Annotated in this window: 18 protein-coding genes; 15 read left to right on the top strand and 3 right to left on the bottom strand. The window is 59.2% G+C overall.

Annotated elements, in window-relative coordinates:
• The first annotated feature begins 513 nt into the window (after positions 1–513).
• Together E1N52_RS36925 and E1N52_RS36920 are read left to right on the top strand one after the other, a co-directional pair.
• The gene (locus tag E1N52_RS36925; protein WP_133189279.1) at positions 514–1,719 is read left to right on the top strand and encodes a ParA family protein; all 1,206 of its coding nucleotides are present in this window, start codon (positions 514–516) and stop codon (positions 1,717–1,719) included.
• Positions 1,716–2,705, top strand: a complete 990-nt coding sequence (locus E1N52_RS36920; protein ID WP_133189249.1) for a ParB/RepB/Spo0J family partition protein — start codon at positions 1,716–1,718, stop codon at positions 2,703–2,705. The genes E1N52_RS36925 and E1N52_RS36920 overlap by 4 nt, the downstream gene beginning before the upstream one ends.
• Before the next feature lie 1,214 nt (positions 2,706–3,919).
• On the opposite strand, the gene E1N52_RS45385 is transcribed toward E1N52_RS36920, so the two are convergent.
• Entirely contained in the window at positions 3,920–4,042 is a 123-nt protein-coding gene (locus E1N52_RS45385) for a hypothetical protein (protein ID WP_281282816.1), read from the bottom strand.
• 130 nt (positions 4,043–4,172) lie between these two features.
• A complete protein-coding gene (locus E1N52_RS45055; RefSeq protein ID WP_246089384.1) occupies positions 4,173–4,568 on the bottom strand; it encodes a PIN domain-containing protein in 396 nt (131 codons plus the stop codon).
• A gap of 730 nt (positions 4,569–5,298) precedes the next feature.
• Here E1N52_RS45055 and E1N52_RS36905 point away from each other — a divergent pair.
• The 4 genes from E1N52_RS36905 to pxpA all read left to right on the top strand — a co-directional run bounded on the left by E1N52_RS36905 (position 5,299) and on the right by pxpA (position 10,710).
• Positions 5,299–7,563, top strand: a complete 2,265-nt coding sequence (locus tag E1N52_RS36905) for a bifunctional diguanylate cyclase/phosphodiesterase (RefSeq protein WP_133189247.1) — start codon at positions 5,299–5,301, stop codon at positions 7,561–7,563.
• Positions 7,563–8,603, top strand: coding sequence for a helix-turn-helix transcriptional regulator (locus tag E1N52_RS36900; RefSeq protein ID WP_133189245.1), 1,041 nt, complete (start codon positions 7,563–7,565; stop codon positions 8,601–8,603). Before E1N52_RS36905 ends, E1N52_RS36900 begins: the two co-directional genes overlap by 1 nt.
• Before the next feature lie 223 nt (positions 8,604–8,826).
• Positions 8,827–9,804, top strand: a complete 978-nt coding sequence (gene dctP, locus E1N52_RS36895; protein WP_165979536.1) for a TRAP transporter substrate-binding protein DctP — start codon at positions 8,827–8,829, stop codon at positions 9,802–9,804.
• 129 nt (positions 9,805–9,933) lie between these two features.
• Positions 9,934–10,710 (top strand): 5-oxoprolinase subunit PxpA, encoded by a 777-nt coding sequence (gene pxpA, locus E1N52_RS36890; RefSeq protein WP_133189241.1) that lies wholly within the window; start codon positions 9,934–9,936, stop codon positions 10,708–10,710.
• A gap of 13 nt (positions 10,711–10,723) precedes the next feature.
• Here the strand turns inward: pxpA and E1N52_RS36885 are convergent, their stop codons facing one another.
• Positions 10,724–11,116 (bottom strand): helix-turn-helix domain-containing protein, encoded by a 393-nt coding sequence (locus E1N52_RS36885; protein WP_133189239.1) that lies wholly within the window; start codon positions 11,114–11,116, stop codon positions 10,724–10,726.
• 699 nt (positions 11,117–11,815) lie between these two features.
• Here E1N52_RS36885 and E1N52_RS36880 point away from each other — a divergent pair.
• The 9 genes from E1N52_RS36880 to E1N52_RS36840 all read left to right on the top strand — a co-directional run bounded on the left by E1N52_RS36880 (position 11,816) and on the right by E1N52_RS36840 (position 18,797).
• Positions 11,816–12,028 carry a hypothetical protein gene (locus E1N52_RS36880; RefSeq protein ID WP_133189237.1) on the top strand — a complete coding sequence of 71 codons (213 nt, stop codon included), beginning with the start codon at positions 11,816–11,818 and terminating at the stop codon, positions 12,026–12,028.
• Between the two features lie 3 nt (positions 12,029–12,031).
• Positions 12,032–12,250: a hypothetical protein gene (locus E1N52_RS36875; RefSeq protein ID WP_133189235.1), complete on the top strand. Its 219-nt coding sequence runs from the start codon at positions 12,032–12,034 to the stop codon at positions 12,248–12,250.
• Positions 12,251–12,290: 40 nt separating this feature from the next.
• Positions 12,291–12,959, top strand: coding sequence for a lytic transglycosylase domain-containing protein (locus tag E1N52_RS36870; protein WP_165979535.1), 669 nt, complete (start codon positions 12,291–12,293; stop codon positions 12,957–12,959).
• A gap of 12 nt (positions 12,960–12,971) precedes the next feature.
• Positions 12,972–13,316, top strand: a complete 345-nt coding sequence (locus E1N52_RS36865; RefSeq protein ID WP_133189231.1) for a hypothetical protein — start codon at positions 12,972–12,974, stop codon at positions 13,314–13,316.
• Between the two features lie 6 nt (positions 13,317–13,322).
• Positions 13,323–13,751, top strand: a complete 429-nt coding sequence (locus E1N52_RS36860; RefSeq protein ID WP_133189229.1) for a VirB3 family type IV secretion system protein — start codon at positions 13,323–13,325, stop codon at positions 13,749–13,751.
• A 180-nt stretch (positions 13,752–13,931) separates the two neighbouring features.
• Positions 13,932–16,331: a VirB4 family type IV secretion/conjugal transfer ATPase gene (locus tag E1N52_RS36855; protein ID WP_133189227.1), complete on the top strand. Its 2,400-nt coding sequence runs from the start codon at positions 13,932–13,934 to the stop codon at positions 16,329–16,331.
• A 486-nt stretch (positions 16,332–16,817) separates the two neighbouring features.
• A complete protein-coding gene (locus tag E1N52_RS36850; protein ID WP_133189225.1) occupies positions 16,818–17,468 on the top strand; it encodes a TrbJ/VirB5 family protein in 651 nt (216 codons plus the stop codon).
• Positions 17,469–17,482: 14 nt separating this feature from the next.
• Positions 17,483–18,415, top strand: a complete 933-nt coding sequence (locus tag E1N52_RS36845; RefSeq protein ID WP_133189223.1) for a TrbL/VirB6 family protein — start codon at positions 17,483–17,485, stop codon at positions 18,413–18,415.
• Positions 18,408–18,797 carry a hypothetical protein gene (locus E1N52_RS36840; RefSeq protein ID WP_246089383.1) on the top strand — a complete coding sequence of 130 codons (390 nt, stop codon included), beginning with the start codon at positions 18,408–18,410 and terminating at the stop codon, positions 18,795–18,797. Before E1N52_RS36845 ends, E1N52_RS36840 begins: the two co-directional genes overlap by 8 nt.
• Positions 18,798–18,923: the final 126 nt, after the last annotated feature.

Below are 18,923 nucleotides of genomic sequence, written 5' to 3'. Positions count from 1 at the left end.
AGGGCACTGTGGATAAGTCGATAGCCGGTGGACGATGGTGAGCACTTTTGTAGGCGAGTTGCCGTCGACCCTGCGTTCAACGCCGCTGCAACGCTTAGGTTATGGGCTGCCGGGAGACTTACGACCAGGCTGCGGAGGAAGCTTCTGGGGCAAAGGTGCCTCGCGTTGTGTGCCAAGGCGATATGCCTGGCATTGGATGGTGAGAGAAATTGTTGAAAATGCGCGGCAGGGCGAATCAATTGGCAGACTTCAACAATTCTTCTCACCCACCTTCACCCCCTCCTCCACCGACTCCTTCAACGCATTTCAACAATTTCTCTCACCATGAAACGTCGGAATGCTTGCGCACGAACCGGCAATTCTGGCCCTTCCGTTCTTTCGTTCAATCTTTTTGTGTTGTTTTCCAAGGGGTTAGGTGGAAAATTTAAGAAACTCGCTTATCTGGAAGCGATTTTTCTAAAGTTTTCGAGTATTCTACGCTTCGTCCCGATTTCCGGTGAAAGTGTAAAAACCATGTCTAAAGCCGAATTTCCTGCTATCACACGCAAGGTTCCCCTCGCGAAGATCGCCAAATTTGCGAAAAAACTGGACGGGCTGACGGCGGAGCTGCGCGAGCAAATTCTCACGCCGAGGCCGCGAAAGGCGCCGCCAAACTTTACGACTGCCGAAGTGGCAGACCTGTGCGGCTTGGACCGAACCAAGCTCCACTACCAAGCGACGCGGGAAGGAAGTGCGTTGCCGCCGGGCGTTGCGCACGGCACGGGCCGTAGCCGCCTGTTCACTTTGGCCGAGGCGCGTACCTACGTACAACAGTTGTCGGAAATCTATCAGTCGCCGCTCGTGACTGGTCGCGACGCCGACGGCAAGATTCTTCTGGTTGCCAACTTCAAGGGTGGGTCGACGAAGACCACGACGACGATGTGCATCTCGCAAGGGTTGTCGTTGCGCGGACGGAAGGTGCTCGTGGTTGACTTGGACCCGCAGGCCTCTCTGTCTGAACTCTGTGGACTCTATGCCGAGAACGAGGTCGACGAGGATTCGACCGTTCTGCCTTTTATCTATAACGAGGAGATGGAAGGCGGTCTGGAATCTGCAATCAAGGAAACTTATTGGGACGGCTTGGATGTAATTCCCGCGCATCCATCGCTGTTCAGTGCTGAGTTCTTCATCCCCTCGATGCTTAAGACTCGCCCGAGCTATCAGTTTTGGGCAATCCTGCGGAAAGGCCTGGAGCCGCTGCGCAAGAAGTACGACTACATCATTCTGGACACAGCTCCCTCCCTCTCGTACCTCACATTGAACGCATTGATGGCGGCAGATTCGATGGTGATGCCCTTGGTGCCGGAGAGTCTAGACTTCATCAGCTCGGTATCGTTCTGGGGGCTGTTCTCGGATATTGCCGCGAACTTCATGGAGAAGGAGTCAGACAAGGTCTACGATTTCATCTCCGTCATTCTGTCGAAGGTGGATACAAGCCCGACGTCGTCAGCACCCATCGTTCGCTCGTGGACGCAACGCGCCTACGAAGACTGGCTGACCACGACTGAGATTCCGGCGAGTTCGGTGATGAGCAACGGCGCGCTCGCTCTCTCGACAGTGTTTGACCTCAGCAAATCCGACGGGGTCTCAAAGACGGTGCAGCGTGTACGCCAACCGTTGGTTGAATACTGCAGGTGGATTGACAACACGTACGTCGACGAATGGAGTCTCGCACAATGAGCAGTATTCGTGACCGGATGGCTCTCCAAACCGCCAACCTCCGGAAGACGTCCTCAATCTCTGACGATGAGATGGACGCGGCTAAGCCTGTGGTTGAGAAGCCGAAGACAGGGCCTGGGATGGCAGGAGCCTTGGCAGCTGCACAACTCAAAATTCAAGAGTTGGAAGCGAGCGGTGGCCAGGCAACGATTCCCGTTGCGGAGGTTGTGCCGAATCCATGGCAACCGCGGCGGATTTTTGTCGAGGCTGAGCTTTCGGATCTTGCCGAGTCTATTCGCGAAAAGGGGTTGGTTCAGCCGGTGGCAGTTCGGCGCGTTGACTCCGGCTATCAGCTGGTTGCTGGTGAGCGGCGATTGCGTGCGCACAAAATCTTGGGCATGGAGCAAATCAAGGCCGTCATAGTCGAGTGCTCCGATGAGGATATGGTTGTTCTCGCGTTGGTAGAGAACATCGGGCGATCCAACCTAGCCGACTATGAAATTGCGATATCGCTGCGTCGTGCGGAAGCAGAGTTTCCGAATCGAAAGCGGCTCGCTGAGTCCCTCGGTATGTCTCGCACCGGACTGTATCAGTTCTTGGCGTTCGACAAGCTGCCTGATTTCATTAAGGATCAATTGGACTTGCAGCCCGCGCTGCTTGGGTGCAATGCTGCAGAAGAAATTGTGTCGGCTATCAAAAAGCATGGCGCTGCCGGTTTGGCTGCGGCAAAGGACTTGTGGTCAGACGTTGTCAAAGGAGAAATTCTTCAGGGACGATATGCTGCCGCGATCGTAGCGCAAGCCACCCGTCAGGGTTCGAGAGCGGCGGCCCGCGAGCGGAGCATCGCGAAGTTCTTTTCGGGAAAGGAACAGGCCGGGAGCATTACGAAGGACGTGAACTCGTTCACCGTCAAAATCAAGACCGGGTCGCTTAGCGAAGTTCAAGAGACTCGAATCCGGCAACTTATCAGCGAGCTTTACAGGGAAGAACCAAGCGCGCAGCAGTAATCGAACTTATTGGACAGAAGCCCGCAACTTTGCGGGTTTTTTTTCGTCCCCAAAGCGATACGCCCGTAACACTAGAGTGTCGGCAATAAGGGAAGTTACAGGGAGCGCTCGGAGAGCGCGTGCCCGCGAGGTTTCGACGCGCTGAACCCCAGATGGCGCCACGACTCGGGCGACGTCGTGCGGTGTCAGTAGTACCGACACTTCGGTCTTTCGTTGCGACCTGACCCGCGCTGCACGTTGTACCTCGAGCGGATGTCGAGGTGTCAGTATTACTGACGCGCTGAACCTCCGGATAGCGCCATGGCTCGGGCGACGTCGTGCGGTGTCAGTAGTACCGACACTTCGGTCTTTCGTTGCGGCCTGACCCGCGCTGCACGTTGTACCTCGAGCGGATGTCGAGGTGTCAGTATTACTGACGCGGGGAACCTCCGGATAGCGCCATGGCTCGGGCGACGTCGTGCGGTGTCAGTAGTACCGACACTTCGGTCTTTCGTTGCGGCCTGACCCGCGCTGCACGTTGTACCTCAAGCGGATGTCCAGGTGTCAGTATTACTGACACGCTGAACCTCCGGATAGCGCCATGGCTCAGGCAACGTCGTGATGTGTCAGTAGTACCGACACTTTGGCGACCTATGCTTACGTCGACTGCAGGTTAGGTGTTGCCTGAATGAGAACAGGCTTAAACGAGGCCTGACTGTCTGGAAGACATTCCGTCGAATAGACCATGTGACGGAAGAACACGCCAAGCAACTCGAACGCCAGTATCCATGGCCTCCAGTGTTCCCGTCATCCTGACTTGAGGTCGGTCGCTAGGCGCGCCCAGCTAGTGCATCGCCGTCCGCCAAATGCTAATTCAAAGCGCCGCCGCCGGCCCTTCGCCGGCACGGTGTCGGCGAAGCCACGCGGGCCCGTGGAGCTTCTGGCTTGGCGTATCAGAGACCCGCCGGTTCAGCGCGCCGGCAACTTTGCATGATGTCGTTGAAACTGACCGGAGAAGGAGGTGCCGGCATTTACCGTGAGCCGTGCGAGGCGAGCTGCAAGTCGTTAGCAGCCTGTTTTGCGCGGGGATGGTCGCGCGCCGCCGGCGGTCGGGGCGGCCGAGATGCCGCGGTTCAGTCTTGCCTGCGGTGTGCGGGTGCGAATCGTGGTGTTGGCCCGGAAGTGATCGTTTGGCATGAGCAGGAAATATCATTCATCAAGCCTCCACGCCAGCATCAACTAATAACTTCGAGGTGGCGCGCACCGTCCGGCACCGCATCGACCACCAGCCGGCGGTCGAAGGTGGCCAAGGCGCCCTCATGCAGGCGCGCGAGCGCGAGCAGGTACGTGTCGGTCACCTGGTCGGTCGCGAGGATGCGGCTCGCGGCGACGTGCTCCCGATCGAGCAGGCTCAGGCCGTTAGACCAAAAGATGTGGCTAGGAGGCGCGCGCAGCTTTGCGACGAGTGGCGCGACCGCGGCCGGCTTCTCAATTGCTTTCGGGTAGCGCGATGATGCGCACGCCGTTTTCGATCAACGGGCAGGTTGCCCACGCCGGGTGGTTGACCCGACCGAACCATTCGTGTGCAGCTTCGTGCTGTACGTGCCCGGCGTCGAGTAGCGCAATCAGTACGTTGATGTCAAGCAGATACGCCATCAGGGTGCCTCGTCGCGCATCTGGTTGACGGGTTCGGGCGTGACGGAGCCGGCGGTGTGAGCATGGCAATACCGGCAGGCCGTCGCGCGTGGTGGCTGCGACTGAAGGGTGCTGCAGCGCCGTGCGGGCGAGCTGCGAGATGACGCGGCCGATCGACACGTGCTCGCGGTCGGCGCGCGCGCGGGCGAGGGCGAGCACCTCGTCATCTATATCGAGGGTGGTTCGCATACAGGGGCCTCCGCAGATACCCGGTTGTTTCACACCCGTCAGGATCGTCGGGTTCGCATCAAGCATCAAACATCATTCAGGACTCCTTCTGACTTGGGCTGCGTTCTCCGGTAATCTGCGATGAACGACAAAAACCGGTTGTTGAGATCCGCTCTAGGCGGCACTTTGCGAAACTCGATCGCGATGAGGGCCTAAGAAAGCTAGGGAACCTTCAGGTGATAATAGGGCCAATCTGTCGTCCCCGTGAAACATTCCAGGGCGCATGCCGTGTCGGCGAAAATCGTTGTCTGGCAAGGCTCGCACAGTGATCGCCGAGGAATGTTTCACGAAAAACAGGGTGCCGGCGTGTGGCCCGATCGCCATTCCGCCCTTGACCGATGAGCGACAGTGCTTTTGTCCCCATTCGCCTGCACGTTGTAGCAAAAAGAACGTAATTTGTAGCATTCCCGCGCGCCCATGTGTGGTGCATGATCGCTGGCTGCCGGTCTCCGGAAACTGCCGGCGGGACGGGCGAACTTGCCGCGGCCGTCAGATGACCCATTCCGGCAGCGGAACATTGGCCGGCGCGCGCCGTCGTCAACGGTACTAGCCGCCTTGCCGGCGGCGTGAAAGACCGCGGGAGCAGCAGATATCCATTTCACATAATGAGAAACAGTTTGTAACCGTTCCACGATTTGAACAGGTTCTTCCTCAGACTATTCGTGTCGTTGAAGTCTCGGGAGAACCAGCGATGGCCTTGTCGAAATCGCGGAGAGCTGCCTTGGCTCCTGGTCGTCTGGCCGAAGTATTGAGCGCCTACGCGGATCGCACTTTCACGTTCCCGCTTGTCGCGCTGGTGTTAATTGCGACGATCTGGGCAGTTACGGTTCAACGTATTCAAGACGAAGGTGAGCAGGCCCGTACTGCCGCAGCTGTCACGAGCTCACAGCTGGCCAGCGCCTTCGCGGCGCACATCGCCAAAACTGTGCACGACGCCGATGTAGTCGTGCAGTGGGTCAAGTATGAGTACGAGCGCTCGCCGGCGACATTTTCGCTCTCCGACTACAAGCAGCGAGGGCTTGTCTCGGCCGATACGGCGTTACAGGTAACGATCGTCGACGCGGCCGGACAGGTTGTGCAAACAACGACGCCGGACGCACGCGCCGTGAACCTATCAGATCGGCTGCACTTCCGGGTTCATGAGAAAGGGAACATCGGGCTCTATATCAGCCAGCCAGTGCTCGGACGCGTTTCGTCACACTGGACCCTTCAGTTCACCCGCCGACTCAGTCATCTTGACGGTTCATTCGCAGGGGTGGTCGTTGTCTCAGAAGATCCAAATTCTCTAACTGACGGGTTCTACAACCTTGATGGCCTTGGCCTCCACGGGATGCTGGCTGTGCTGTCCGACAATGGCTATTTGCTATCGCGACTGGCCGGTGGGGAGCCTGCGTCGCCCAATGGGCCACCCGCCTCGGCCTATTCGGCAATGACCGGAGCGAAGGGAAAGGTCGTTAAGGACCCCGTGGATGGTGTTCAGCGTGTAGTTTCATATCGCCATCTGTCTGCGTATCCCGTCTCAGTAGTCGCGGGCGTTTCGGCCGAAGACGCACTGACTCCGTATCGCCGAGCCAAGGTACTCTACTGTGTGATCGCCTCCTTTTTGAGCCTGTCGCTTTTGGCTGCTGCTGCTTGGCAGGTGGTAGTGACCCGTCGATTTCGGAAACTGGCCGAGACGGACTCACTAACTGGGCTGCCGAATCGGCACCTCATGCTGCAAACGGCGCGCCGATGGATGCGCAATGAAGAACCAGGCATGGTCGGGCTCCTCTACGTCGACCTGGATAACTTCAAGGCCATCAACGATACGTTGGGACATAAGGTTGGGGACGATCTGTTGCGTAACGTTGCCTTTCGTCTTCAAGAGTGTGCGGCTTCAGAAGATTTGCTGGCGCGGATAGGCGGCGACGAGTTCGCGTACGTCCTGCGTGGCGAGCACGCACTCGCGCACGCCGAACGGATAGCTGTCGATATCATTCAGGCGTTCAAACGTGTATTCGTCATGCGTGGGCACGACTACACAGTCAACGTCAGCATCGGTATTGCCTTGCATAGCGATCCGGATGACAGCGAGTTTGGACTACTGTCGAAAGCAGACTTGGCGATGTATGCGGCCAAAGAACGTGGTCGCCAGGGCGGGGAAAGTCGGTTTCATATCTATACCCGTGACCTTTCTGATCGCGCGCTATCGCTGATCGAGCGACAGCAGGCGTTGCAATACGCAATCACCAATCGTGAATTTTTCGTGCTCTATCAACCGATTGTTAGCGTCGAAGGTACGCTACGCGGCGTAGAGGCGCTTGTCCGATGGAGGCATCCGCAGAAGGGCGTATTGAAACCCGACCAGTTCATCCCCCTCGCTGAATCCTCCAGTCTGATAGTGCAGCTTGGTGAGTACGTCTTGCGGCAGGCGTGCCGCGAGTTCCAGGCCTGGCAGGAAGCGAGTGACAACCGGCTCTTTCTGTCGGTCAATGTGTCGCCGGTTCAACTCGCCCGGGGAGGGTTGGCGCACACCATCAAGGAATGCCTTAACGACAATCTGATGGATCCCGATGTACTCCAGCTCGAGATAACTGAAACGGCGGTGCTTTCCGGAAGCCGCGAACTGCGATCACGGCTTCAGGATATTCGCCGACTGGGCGTCAGGGTTGTGCTGGATGATTTTGGCACCGGTCAATCGTCGCTATCGCATCTGACCTCGCAGACCGTAGACGGTATCAAGGTCGACCGGCAATTCACCGAAGCAGCGCCGGGCCAGAAGATGGCAGCGGCCCTGGTTGAAAATCTTGTTCGGCTTGCGCGGGACGTCGGGCTATCGTTGGTGGTTGAAGGTGTCGAGACCCGGGAGCAGGCAGCATGGTTATCGCGTTTCAAGGACGTGTCACTTCAAGGATACCTTTATGGTCGTCCGGCACCGATCACTGAACTAACGGCAATGCTCAAGGTAGGTCAGTAATGTTCGGCTCGGTGGTCGAAAAGTTACCAAATGCTCGCGCGAACGTCGTGTATCAACGACGTGAGAGGGGCGGGTCGGATAGCGTCATTTTGCGCCTGCGGGATTATGGCGAGGGACGCTTGATCCTCGAGCGGGTGATCTCCCGTCCGGATGATGTGAGTCTTACGCTCCTTCTACCGCTGCGGGGCGAGCGGGCGCTGCAGGAATTTTCGGGCGCTGATCCGTGGGGCGACATTCTCGCGCCGGCCTACGATGCGATCAAGAGTGCGTGCCTACAGACGTTCAATGGGAGGAAGCGCTCGCCACGGCGCATTCGATCCGTGAGCGTCGACGATGTGCTGGCAAGCATGCCTGCCTGCACCAACGAATACGATCTCGCAGCGCTGTTGGATGACCTTTCCAGTTCGCTTGGTGCCGAACAATACTGCATCACCTGGATCGATTTCGATAGTCGTGGCGACAGGGCGGAGCATCGGTATCTCGTCGGATGCGATCCTGCCTGGATGCAGAAGTACGTCTATCGATCGGGCTACATGAATGACCCATTGCTCGAATATGCGAAGCGAAACGCATCTCCGGTAACGACATCTGATCTTCAAAACGGAGCGACAGAACACTGGTTACTTCAGGAAGCGCAGGGCCATGGTTTGTACAGCATGCTCACGTGTCCAGTGCACGAGCCCGCGAGATCGACATTAACAATTCTGCAGGCAGCTGTCGGGGCGAACTGCGCGGATGGCGATGGGATCCTTTCGCGCAATCAGAACAGGTGGCGTAGCGCCGCTGGCGCCCTGTCGGACTGGCGGCTGAATCAGCTGCGCGAGTTTGCAGGACAGTTTCAGCTCGTTGGTGAGGAGTTGACCGTGTTGCGTGCCCTATTGCATTGGAAGGACAGCTCTGCAGAGACGATCGCTACCGCACTGGATATGCGTGCGCGCCACGTCAGACAGGTCGTATACCCAAGAATTACTCGAAAAATGGGTGTCTCTCACATCAAGGAAGCGGTAGCACTTGCTTTTAAATGCGGATTGATTAACTAAACAATTGGTCGCGCATATAGGCTTATCATATTTTTCAGATGTTGGGAATAGAAAATAGAAAGTGGAATTTACGCAGGCTTGTCGGCTAAATTGACTCCAAGTTTGCGAGCAGGTTCTTCTATTCCTGACGATGAAAACTACGATTCTCGCTCGATCCGTTTGCTTCACGGTAGCGTGCCTGCTGGTCGCTGGTGAGTCACGCGCAGCTCTCGGAGATAAGCACGTGTACTGGTCGATGGTCACGTCATACCCTGAGGACACCGTATCAGGCCACGGTCTTCGCTCGTTCGCCGAACACGTCGCAACGGAAACGCAAGGTTACATAGCGCCGCACATCCAGTATCGGACGAGCAGGCGCGCGGCACAGCTGGTCGACGACGTACGAGCGGGCGGTGTCGACGCAGCAGACATCTTCGGTGGCAATCTGGCCGCGCTCGATCCGCTGTTCGAACTGTCAACGTTGCCATTTCTGGCGCGTAGCGAAGCGGACGCGAAAGCATTGGCGTGCATTGCGGAGCCAGCCTATCGTCGCGCGCTTGCGAAAGCCGGTTTGCATCTGCTGGTGGTGTCGCCCTGGCCGCCCACGGGGCTCTGGTCGCTCACGCCTCTCAAGAGCGCGAGCGATATCACGCATCTGAAAGTTCGGACCTATGACGAAACGTCGGCGACCGTGCTGGGCAACGTGGGTGCACAGGCGGCCAGTTTGCCTATGGAGCAGGTCAAGTCGTTAGTTGGCGAGGGTGGTATCAATGCAGTGCTGTCTTCCGGGGACGGATCGGTCGGTAACACCCTCGCCGGCATACTTCCGAATTTCGCTGCAGTTCGATACGCCTTCCCGGTTTCGTTTCTTGTGATGAGCGAGAGCCGCTTCAAAGCGCAGTCGGCCCAGCGGCAGCGGCAAATCACAGCTGCTGCTCGTGATGTGCAGAGTGCGGAATGGCAAGCACTTCCTGAACGGATGGCGATCAACTATGTGCACATGAGGAATAACGGCGTGGTCATCGAGGATCCGATTTCGCCAGAGCTGCGCGCGACGCTGCAGAACGAAGGCCGGGCTAGGGCGCGGGAGTGGCTGGGTAGGGTGGGGCCAGCTGGTCAGGCCATTCTTGATGCCTACATTAATCGTCAGACTGCTCCGGCCGGCACTGGCTGCCGATCGGGAGTGGTGGAAACCCTCGACGCGGCGGCCTGGGATGATTAAACGAGCCAGGATTGCTTTCGTTGTCGCGGCAGCGAGGTGTGCAACTCGAGGAATGAGGTGGTTGGTGATGGTGCGATATCAGTTGATACGCACTGCGAGAATACTGTAAGGCTTGATGTGAGGGAAGAAATGAATGCAAAGTCAATCGATCTGAACGTCGATCTCGGCGAAGGGTTTGAGCATGACTTCGAGCTGATCAAGCTCGCGAGTTCGGTCAACATCGCCTGCGGCTGGCATGCTGGCGACCCGTTGACGATGCGACGAGTCACGACCGAGGCGATTCGACAAGGCGTCGCAATCGGAGCGCACCCGAGTTTTCCTGATCGCGAGAACTTCGGCCGCGCGCCGATGTACCTACCGGCTGACGAAGTTTATGCCGGCGTGCAGTATCAAGTGGGTGCCTTGGCGGCTGTCGTGGCGGGCCTCAACGGCCGCTTGGTGCATGTGAAGCCCCATGGGGCACTGTACAACATGGCAGAGGCGAATGACGAGCTCGCCTTCGCCATCGTGCGGGCGATAAAAGACTACGACCCGGGGCTGCTTATCTACGGACTCGCTGGTGGTCTGCTCGTACGCCTGGCCCGTGAAGCGGGATTGCTTGCAGTTGATGAAGGCTTTGCTGATCGCGCATACACGCCGGAAGGCAAGCTCGTACCGCGATCGCAGGCGAACGCCGTGTTGGAAAGCGATGTAGCGGCGTGTCAGCAGGCGCTGGGCATGGTGCGTGATGGCCGGATCAAGGCAATTGATGGCCGCTGCATCAACATTCAGCCGGGGACACTGTGCCTTCACGGCGACGGTGCCCATGCTGTGGCGTTTGCGAACCAGATCGGCGATGCCTTACGCGACGCCGGCATTGCTGTCAGGGCGCCGGACACTGCGCGGCACGTTCCGGAGCACGCTTGAAAAGCGGGGCCGCCTAAAAGGCGAGATCGATTGCTTTCTTGACGAGCAAAAGATCGACCTGACCGGAGTCGGCCGCACTTTGGTAAATGAGGGCGACCAGTTTGGATTTCTTCTCTGCGTCGATGGGACGCTTTTCAAGAGCGGTATCGACCGAGACGAGGACGCGGCACAGCATATGTTCATCGACAGCACCGTGGCGCATCACGCGGGTCCCCGTCACCAGGTACAGGATGTCGAAGCCGCGCTGAGCGAGAGCCGCCAGATACCCGACATCGGGCAGACGCACGCCCTGTTCGTAGTTGAATTGCGCACGACGACTGGCACCGGAAATTGCATGCATCTCGCCTTGGGAGAGTCCGAGCCGTTCGCGTTCCGCAATAAGTCGCGAGCCAAAGGTTTCTGGCATAAATGTTCTTAAAGTTGACAAGTGGCACAAACGTGCCTATATTCTTCAAATGTGATCAAACATGCTGAGTATAGAGGCGCTTGAATGGCACTCAAAACCCTAGACGAGGCTCGGATGAATTCGATCGATGCGGCGTCCCGGTATCAAGCTGAGGGAGTCAACGCAGATGCAGCCCAATCTATCGTAAGCGGAGTGTTGCAGGAAAGCTCAAAGGCAAGTGAGGACATGCTCATTGAGCGGCAGCCCGTATCCGACGCAGTACCACCCGAAAGGGAGGTAGGCGACGGTGAGCGACTAAAGCGGCGACTTCAAGCGGGCTTCGTTGCTGAAGCTGACGGCACGCGCTACGGTCCGCGCATCGTGGCAAACGCGCACGGCCTTAGTTGTCGCCATTGAGTGATCTCTATCGAAGGAGCGTGCAGTGCGAGTCTTCGGTCGCTTTATATATAAAGTATTCCTAATTTTATGATATGGACACCTGAATGAGGTCGGTGCGCCAATCGAAATGAATTGCGCAGCCCATCCGTATGCGTATCACACGTCGAAATCGCAACTCGCCGCTTCTTCGACGAGCAGATGCACGAGTTGGCCTGTCGCGGCTTCGTTCGTGCGTGTGACGCTGGGCAGGAGAGATAGCAGGGAGGGCTCCCCGGGCCGATAGCGTGCCAGTGGGAGCTGACCACATCGGAGGGCACGGAAATGGGCACAGTTCTTGGGTTGATTCAAAAGGGCGTGTGCGCACTGCTGCTGTTCGTGGCGGCGACGTCGTTCCTTGGCTTCGCGTACTGGTTGGTTGAGCGGCGTTCATCGCCCCGTGAGCTGATTGCTGTGGCGATCGTGGGTTTGGGTTGGGCCGCGATCGGCTGCGTGGCCTACAGGCGCGGTTGGCCGCGCGAGAAGCGGAGGGCGTGAGCCATGCAAAACCTCTTTGGATTTCGTCTTGCAAAGCGGGCCGCAATTGGCCTGTTGCAGCTGGGCGTGCTCGCCGATTGGGGTTGCGGCGGTCTGGGCTGGCTTCTCGAACACTACGTACCTTGGGTCGACCAGCGCGTGACGCCCCAGTTGCCTGCGGTCGCGGTTTCCGTCGCCGAAGGCCTCGCACATCGGCTCAGGCGCGACCGAGACGCCACATGAAGACCCGTCTCGCGTTTGGGCCCGCAACGGAGCGGTCGTGATGCCAGTCGACTTCGCGATGCTCGCGCAGCAATGCGCCCCGGCCGTCTATCCGACCACCCTGCAGGCGCTCGTCAAGGTGGAATCCGGCTTCAATCCCTTCGCCATCGGCGTGGTCGGCGGCCACCTGGTGCGCCAACCGCGCAACCGCGACGAGGCGGTGGCGACCGTGCGCGCGCTTGAGGCGGCTGGCTGGAACTACAGCATGGGCCTGGCCCAGGTCAATCGCGCGAACCTGCGGGTCTATGGCCTTACCCCTGAAACCGCGTTCGATCCGTGCGCGAACCTCCGCGCGGGCGGCGTCATCCTCGCCGATTGCTACACCCGCGCGGCCGCCGGCGGGCGCGTGCCGCAGGATGCCGTGCGTGCGGCGCTTAGCTGCTACTACAGCGGCAATTTCACGCGCGGCTTCAAACCGGATGTGGGTGGTACGAGTTATGTCCAGCGCGTGGCTGCGAACGTGCCCGATAGCGAAGCCAGCGCTGCTGTCGTGCCGCCGATCGTCGTCGTACCGGTGGGCAACGCACCCGTTGTGCACACAGCATCGCGCGCAGCAGTGCACCCGGCCCGTGTGCGGCGGGCCGATGATGCAGTGAGCACCGACACCGGGGCCGACAACGCCCAACCGGTCAATCACCATCCAGCCTGGGACGCCCTGGGCGATTTTTGACGGAGCAGGCAGATGAAGAAGATTCTTCTCGAACCCTTGACCGGCCGTGCCGCGGCTTTGGTGCGTTTGCGTGGCAGGAATGCGAGGCGCATCGGCGCAGTGGCCATGTCGATGGCCGCCCGCGGAGCCTGGGCGGGCGGTGGCCTGGCAGCGGGCACGTCGGCGGCCAACACCTTCACGCTATGGTTTTACGGATTCTGTGGCGTGATGGCCGGTTCGTATCTCCTGTGGGTTGGGGTTCAGTGCTGGTCCAACAAGGCCGACTGGATTCATGACTTTGGTGGCGGCATCGCGAAGGTGGCCGGCGTGGGTTCGGCACTCGTGCTCGCAGGTTGGGCTTTCGGACTCTTCGCCTGAATCACCATGGACGACGAACGCACGCTTTACCCCTCCTACGCGGGTCTGAACCGTACCGCGATGATCGGCGGCGTCCCGATGTTCCCGGCGCTGATCATTGGCTGCACATCGCTGATCACCAGTATGGTCGGTGGCTTCGTGCTCGGTCCCGGCGGTCTGTTGATCGGCTCGGCTGGCGTGCCCGTGTTCCTGTTTTTCCGGCATGTCTGCGAGACAGATGACCAGGCACTGCGCCTGACGTGGCTGGAATTTCGCTGCTGGCTGGACCGCCGTCGTGTGTCGGTATTCGGCAGAACATACACGCTCGCACCGATGCGGTATGGCCGCGACCTGAACGTGTACACCCGCTCGTTTTCGCGCGGCCGGGACCTTGAGCGCTTCGAGGCGCTGCGTCAGCGTCTGCTTGCGCAAGCAGAGGACGACGAAGATGAATGACCATAATCCTGCGCCGTCGTCAGATGGCGCTGCCAGTGCGTGCCCGTCCATTGTGGGCCACACCATGACGGTTGGTGCTCAGGGTTCGGGCAAGACAATGTATGACGTGTTTCGCCGGCCCGCGGAGGAGCGCCGTCGCATTCGCGGCGCGGACGACATGCCGTACGCGGGAGACGAAGCATGCGCGTGAGCAACGAATTGAACCGGCTCGTTGCGTCCGCGGAGGACAAGCTGCCGCGCATCGGCCGTCCGGTGTCGGAAACGGCGACGGGCATCGACAACGGCGGCGCTTTCCTCGTGATGCGCGTGAACGGCGTCCCATTCGAATCGGTGAGCCGTGGCGAGATCGAAGCGCGCTACGACAGCTGGAACCGTCAGCTGGCAGCGATGACGCTGGAGAAAGGCAATCGCCTGTCGCTGTGGACCACGTTTCGCCGGCGCAGCGTCTCGTTCGGCGACGAGTACCGTTTCTGCAATCCGTTCATCCAGCAGGCCGTCGACAAATACCTGCGGCGTTTCCGCAGGCACGATCACTTCGAGAACAGTTTCTACATCACCGCGATCCTGCAGGGCGACGACCTGGACGAGACGGTGCGCGAGCTCGAGGAGCTGGGCGAGGGGCTGATGAAGGCTCTCGTTGCCTACGATCCTCAACTGCTCGAAGCATACGGGCACAACGGCATCCTGTTCTCGGAGGCGTATCAGTTCATTGGCGAGCTCGTGAATGGCGTCGACGAGCGCGTGCCGGTCACGCAGGCAACCGGACGCGACCTGATCCCGACGTCGCACCTGCACTTCCACTACGACACGGTTGAGATCCGCACCGATCGCTCAACCCGGTTCGCGGTCTGCTACGACCTGAAGGATTTTCCGAAGGCCGGCTGGGGGCAGACGAATCCGCTGCTGTCGCTGCCCGTCGAATTCACCTTCACACAGAGCCTGGGCTGTCTGAGCACTGCCGAAGCGATGAAGGCGATCGAAGACCAGATCAATCAGCTGAGGTCGGTCGAAGACAAGGCGAAGCACCAGATCAAGGAACTGGAGGATGCGGTGGCGCTGATCGCCGGTCGCGATCTCGCATTCGGCGACTATCACGGTGCACTCGTCGTGTACGGCGACACGCCGGAGAAGGCAATCAGTAACGGCGCATACGTAACAAGTCGGGCGCTGAACGATTGCGGCTTCAAGTTCGTGAAGGCGACGGCATCGGCGCCATTCACGTACATGAGCCAGGTGCCGGGATTCAGGACGAAGCCGCGGCCGATGCCGAAATCGACCCGCAGTCTCGCGTCGTCGTTTTCGATGCATACCTATTCGGCCGGCAAGGCACGCGGCAATCCGCTCGGCGACGGTTCGGCCCTCATGCCGGTGCAGACCGTTGCGAAAAGCCTGTTCAGCCTGAACTGTCACGCTTCGCGCCTGGATGAGGACAGCGTGGGCGAGAAGGTTGCCGGCCATACGCTGATTCTCGGCTCGACCGGCACGGGCAAGACCACCCTCGAGACGATGCTGCTCGCCTTCCTCGAGCGGTTCGACCCGAAGATCTTCGCGCTCGATCTCGATCAGGGTCTGCGGATCTTCCTCGAGGAGATGGGCGCTGTCTACTACACGCTGCGCGAAGGCGAGCCGACCGGTCTTGCGCCTTTTGGCTTGCCCGAGACGAAGCGCAACCTCGCGCACCTTTACGACCTGGTGGGTGCGTGCTGCCGCGACGAGAGCGGCAAACTCAGTGCTGACGACCAGCGGCAGATCAAGCACGCGGTCGACACCGTCATGAAGCTGGAGAACATCGAGCACAGGACTTTCAGCCGCCTGCTGGAGTCGATTCCGGATACGGGCGACGAGAGCGGTCTATGGGTCCGTCTGAGCCAGTGGTGTGGAGCAACTAACGGTCGATTCGCATGGGCGCTGGACAACGTACCCGATGCGCTGACGAACATTACCGACGTGCGCCGGATCGGCTTCGACGTCACTGACTTCCTGAAGAAAGACTATGCCGCCACGGAGCCGCTGCTTGCACACCTGCTGTACCTCAAGGACCAGATGCAGAAGAGGGGCGGCCTGCTCGCGACGGTGATTGCCGAATTCTGGCTGCCGGCCAGCTACCCCACCACGCAGGAGCTGATCCGCAAGTCGCTCAAGACGGGCCGCAAGGCAGACGAATTCCTGATCCTGGATTCGCAGTCGCCGGAGGACGCAATCCAGTGTCCGGTGTTCGCTGAGATCCGCGACCTGACGGCGACAAAGATCTATCTGCCGAATCCGGACGCGACGCGCGACGGTTACAAGCTCCTGAACCTGACCGACCGCGAATTCGACACGCTCAAGAGGCTGTCGAAGGAGTCTCGCACGTTCCTGATCAAGCAGAGCAACCAGTCGGCGTTTGCAACACTGGACCTGGGCGGCATGAACGACGAGATCGCGGTGCTTTCCAGCAGTCTGGACAACGTTGCGATCTGGGAAGAATGCACGCGCGACGCACATGGCGACACGGATCTGAGAATGCAGCTGTTCCTGGCTCGCCGCAAGGGCAAACGCGATCGCAGGCACGAGGCCGAGGTTGTGGAGGAAACCGAATGACGACGACACACGCTCTTCACCTTTCGTCGGCGATCGAGCCAGCGACGCGCGAACACCTCAAGGAGCGGGCGGACGAGCACGACTGGCGCTGGCGCTGGAGAGTGGGCGCCGCGCGCGTTTCGCTTGTGGCTTGCGCGACTGGCTGCGCGGGACTGGCCGCCGCCACACTGTATTTCGGCCTTCCCGGTCTGGGTATGTGGGAAGGCAGTACGGCCAGCACGCGTGGTCGGGCGCGCGGGACACCGGTCGCGGAGACCTGCCTGCTCGTCATCCTTGGGTTGTGGTGCGTCTACGTCCATCGGCTTGACCGTTTTCTGGTCAAGCCATATAGGCCGATCGACATTTCACTCGCGGATCTGCGCGGCACGCGTGGAGCGTGCGTATGTCAATGTCAGTCACCATCAGGCACCGGCCGATTGTGCCGCACGACCTCGACGTGCTGGCTATGGTTTGCCGACAGCAGCAGTCCAGCTTGGGAGCATGGCGATGAAAATCATCTGCAATTTGACGGGCGCCGCATTGATCGTGGCCACGTTCTCGATGCAGGCAGCGCACGCGCAGGGTGTCCCGGTGATCGACCTGCAGGCGATCGCGCAGGCGATCTCGACTGTCAAGCAGCTGGAGCAGCAATACAGCCTGCTCTCGGAGCAGTACCAGTCGACGATCGGCAATCGCGGCCTCGGAAACATCTTCAATGACCCGTCGCTGCGCAACTATCTGCCGGATCAGTGGCAGTCGGTCTACGACGAAGTGAAGAGCGGGCAGTTGAACGGCATCAGCGGCCTCGCCAGCAGTATCGAGAGCCAGGAGGGGATGACCGCGTACACGCCCGGGCAGCAACGTCTGAACGATACTCTGGCCGCCAACAAGGCAATGGCGATGCGCTCGTATCAGGCATCGATCGACCGGCTGACGAACATCCAGCAGCTGATGCAGCAGTCTAATCTCACGCAGGATCCGGCGGCGAAGGCCGATTTGCAAAACCGGTGGGCGGCAGAGAACTCGTCGATCAACGCGGAAAAGATGCGCCTCGATCTCGCGGCGCGACTTCAGGATGCGGAGAAGGATTTCGCGCAACAGGCTGCCCATAACGACATGCAGCAACGGCTGAACGGCGACGACAACGCCGATCAATAACGCGGAGTGCGATCATGGAACTGCAGATCTTTACCGAAATGTTCAACTCGTTCGATCAGAACGTGCTGAACACGATCAATACCGGCTCGGCCCGGATGATCTCACTGATCAGCCCACTGGTCGCTGCCTGCTTTAGTCTCTATGTCCTGCTCGTACTCGTGTCGTACTGGCGTGGCCACAACGACAGCCCGATATCCGACTTCCTCCTGAAGATGGCAGGGTGGGCGGCTGTGCTCACGCTCGGGATGAATATCAGCTACTACAGCGAGTATGTGGTGCCATTCTTCAATGGCCTCGGGGACGATCTAAGTAGTGCCTTGATGGGGGGCAACAGCCTGAGTAGTGGGCTCGATACGCTGTTGAATCTCTATATATCCGCTATCAAGAGCATGTACAACGGATTAGGCGTTACTGACGTTGGGCTATACGTCGAGGTCTCAGTGCTCGCACTCTGCATCCTCCTAGTCGGCGTGCCATTTCTTGCTATTGCTGCGGCCTACATCATCCTTGCGAAGTTCGCACTTGGATTGCTGCTTGCGCTCGGGCCCGCGTTCATCGTCGCGGCGCTCTTTCCCCCGACACGGCAATTTTTCCAAAACTGGGTTGGGCAATGCCTGAACTATGGTCTGCTCGTTGCGCTGTTCGGTGCAGTGGGTGCAATCGAGGTGAGCTTTATGACCTCGGTGCTGCCGAAGAGCTTCAGTGTCAGCGATGTCATGCTGACCTACGCCATTGAAGGAAAGATTATCGCTGCAGGGCTGGTGTTCATCGTGGTGTCGCTGAGCATGCCGTCACTTGCATCGCAATTGGCAGGTGGCGTAGGCATCTCATCGATGGTCGGTAAGATCGGCAACGCGGCCAGTGGAGCCATGAGGGCGATGATGCTGATGGGTGGTTCCAGAGGTGACGCATCGTCAGCGTCCACTAACTCGATCGGCCGTGCTTGATCTTGACTACTACCTGGAGGAATCGATGAGGGCCATCCGGTTTATGACCGCGGCAGTTGTGGTCATTGTGTCATTGACACAATTCGGTTGCGGTAAGCATGACGGCAACGAATTTGTGGGCACATGGAAACGCGTCAGCCAGAACGGCTGGTTCGAAGTGAACATTGCACGGAATGGTGATGGAGACGACTTCTACGTTTCACACAAGGTTCCCAATCTCGGTGCCGACGGCGAAGCGGATAAATGGAAAATCGTGCGAGAACCAGCAGTAGCGCAGGACGGAAAGATGGTTGTAAGTGGTGGGGTTCCGTACGTCATCACGATCGACAAGGCAACTGGACATCTTGTTGTTCCCGGTGCTGAGTTTGAACGCTCGAAGTAAATGATGGGCTGTCCGTCGGAGCAGCCAGTGACGGCGGACGGTACACCCCAACCGGAGACTGACGTGAAATTAATCGTCGTGCTTTGCTGCGCCGCGCTCCTTGCTGCGTGCTCGTCGGCGCCAAAG

The organism is Paraburkholderia guartelaensis (assembly GCF_004353905.1).
Taxonomy (GTDB): domain Bacteria; phylum Pseudomonadota; class Gammaproteobacteria; order Burkholderiales; family Burkholderiaceae; genus Paraburkholderia; species Paraburkholderia guartelaensis.
This window is presented reverse-complemented; position numbering and strand designations above follow the sequence as displayed.

Bases quoted from the DNA above. Each gene is read 5' to 3' on its own strand.
- E1N52_RS36925 (WP_133189279.1), top strand. From the start codon at position 514: ATGTCTAAAGCCGAATTTCCTGCTATCACACGCAAGGTTCCCCTCGCG.
- E1N52_RS36920 (WP_133189249.1), top strand. From the start codon at position 1,716: ATGAGCAGTATTCGTGACCGGATGGCTCTCCAAACCGCCAACCTCCGG.
- E1N52_RS45055 (WP_246089384.1), bottom strand. From the start codon at position 4,568: ATGCGAACCACCCTCGATATAGATGACGAGGTGCTCGCCCTCGCCCGC.
- E1N52_RS36905 (WP_133189247.1), top strand. From the start codon at position 5,299: ATGGCCTTGTCGAAATCGCGGAGAGCTGCCTTGGCTCCTGGTCGTCTG.
- E1N52_RS36900 (WP_133189245.1), top strand. From the start codon at position 7,563: ATGTTCGGCTCGGTGGTCGAAAAGTTACCAAATGCTCGCGCGAACGTC.
- pxpA (WP_133189241.1), top strand. From the start codon at position 9,934: ATGAATGCAAAGTCAATCGATCTGAACGTCGATCTCGGCGAAGGGTTT.
- E1N52_RS36885 (WP_133189239.1), bottom strand. From the start codon at position 11,116: ATGCCAGAAACCTTTGGCTCGCGACTTATTGCGGAACGCGAACGGCTC.
- E1N52_RS36880 (WP_133189237.1), top strand. From the start codon at position 11,816: ATGGGCACAGTTCTTGGGTTGATTCAAAAGGGCGTGTGCGCACTGCTG.
- E1N52_RS36875 (WP_133189235.1), top strand. From the start codon at position 12,032: ATGCAAAACCTCTTTGGATTTCGTCTTGCAAAGCGGGCCGCAATTGGC.
- E1N52_RS36870 (WP_165979535.1), top strand. From the start codon at position 12,291: ATGCCAGTCGACTTCGCGATGCTCGCGCAGCAATGCGCCCCGGCCGTC.
- E1N52_RS36865 (WP_133189231.1), top strand. From the start codon at position 12,972: ATGAAGAAGATTCTTCTCGAACCCTTGACCGGCCGTGCCGCGGCTTTG.
- E1N52_RS36860 (WP_133189229.1), top strand. From the start codon at position 13,323: ATGGACGACGAACGCACGCTTTACCCCTCCTACGCGGGTCTGAACCGT.
- E1N52_RS36855 (WP_133189227.1), top strand. From the start codon at position 13,932: ATGCGCGTGAGCAACGAATTGAACCGGCTCGTTGCGTCCGCGGAGGAC.
- E1N52_RS36850 (WP_133189225.1), top strand. From the start codon at position 16,818: ATGAAAATCATCTGCAATTTGACGGGCGCCGCATTGATCGTGGCCACG.
- E1N52_RS36845 (WP_133189223.1), top strand. From the start codon at position 17,483: ATGGAACTGCAGATCTTTACCGAAATGTTCAACTCGTTCGATCAGAAC.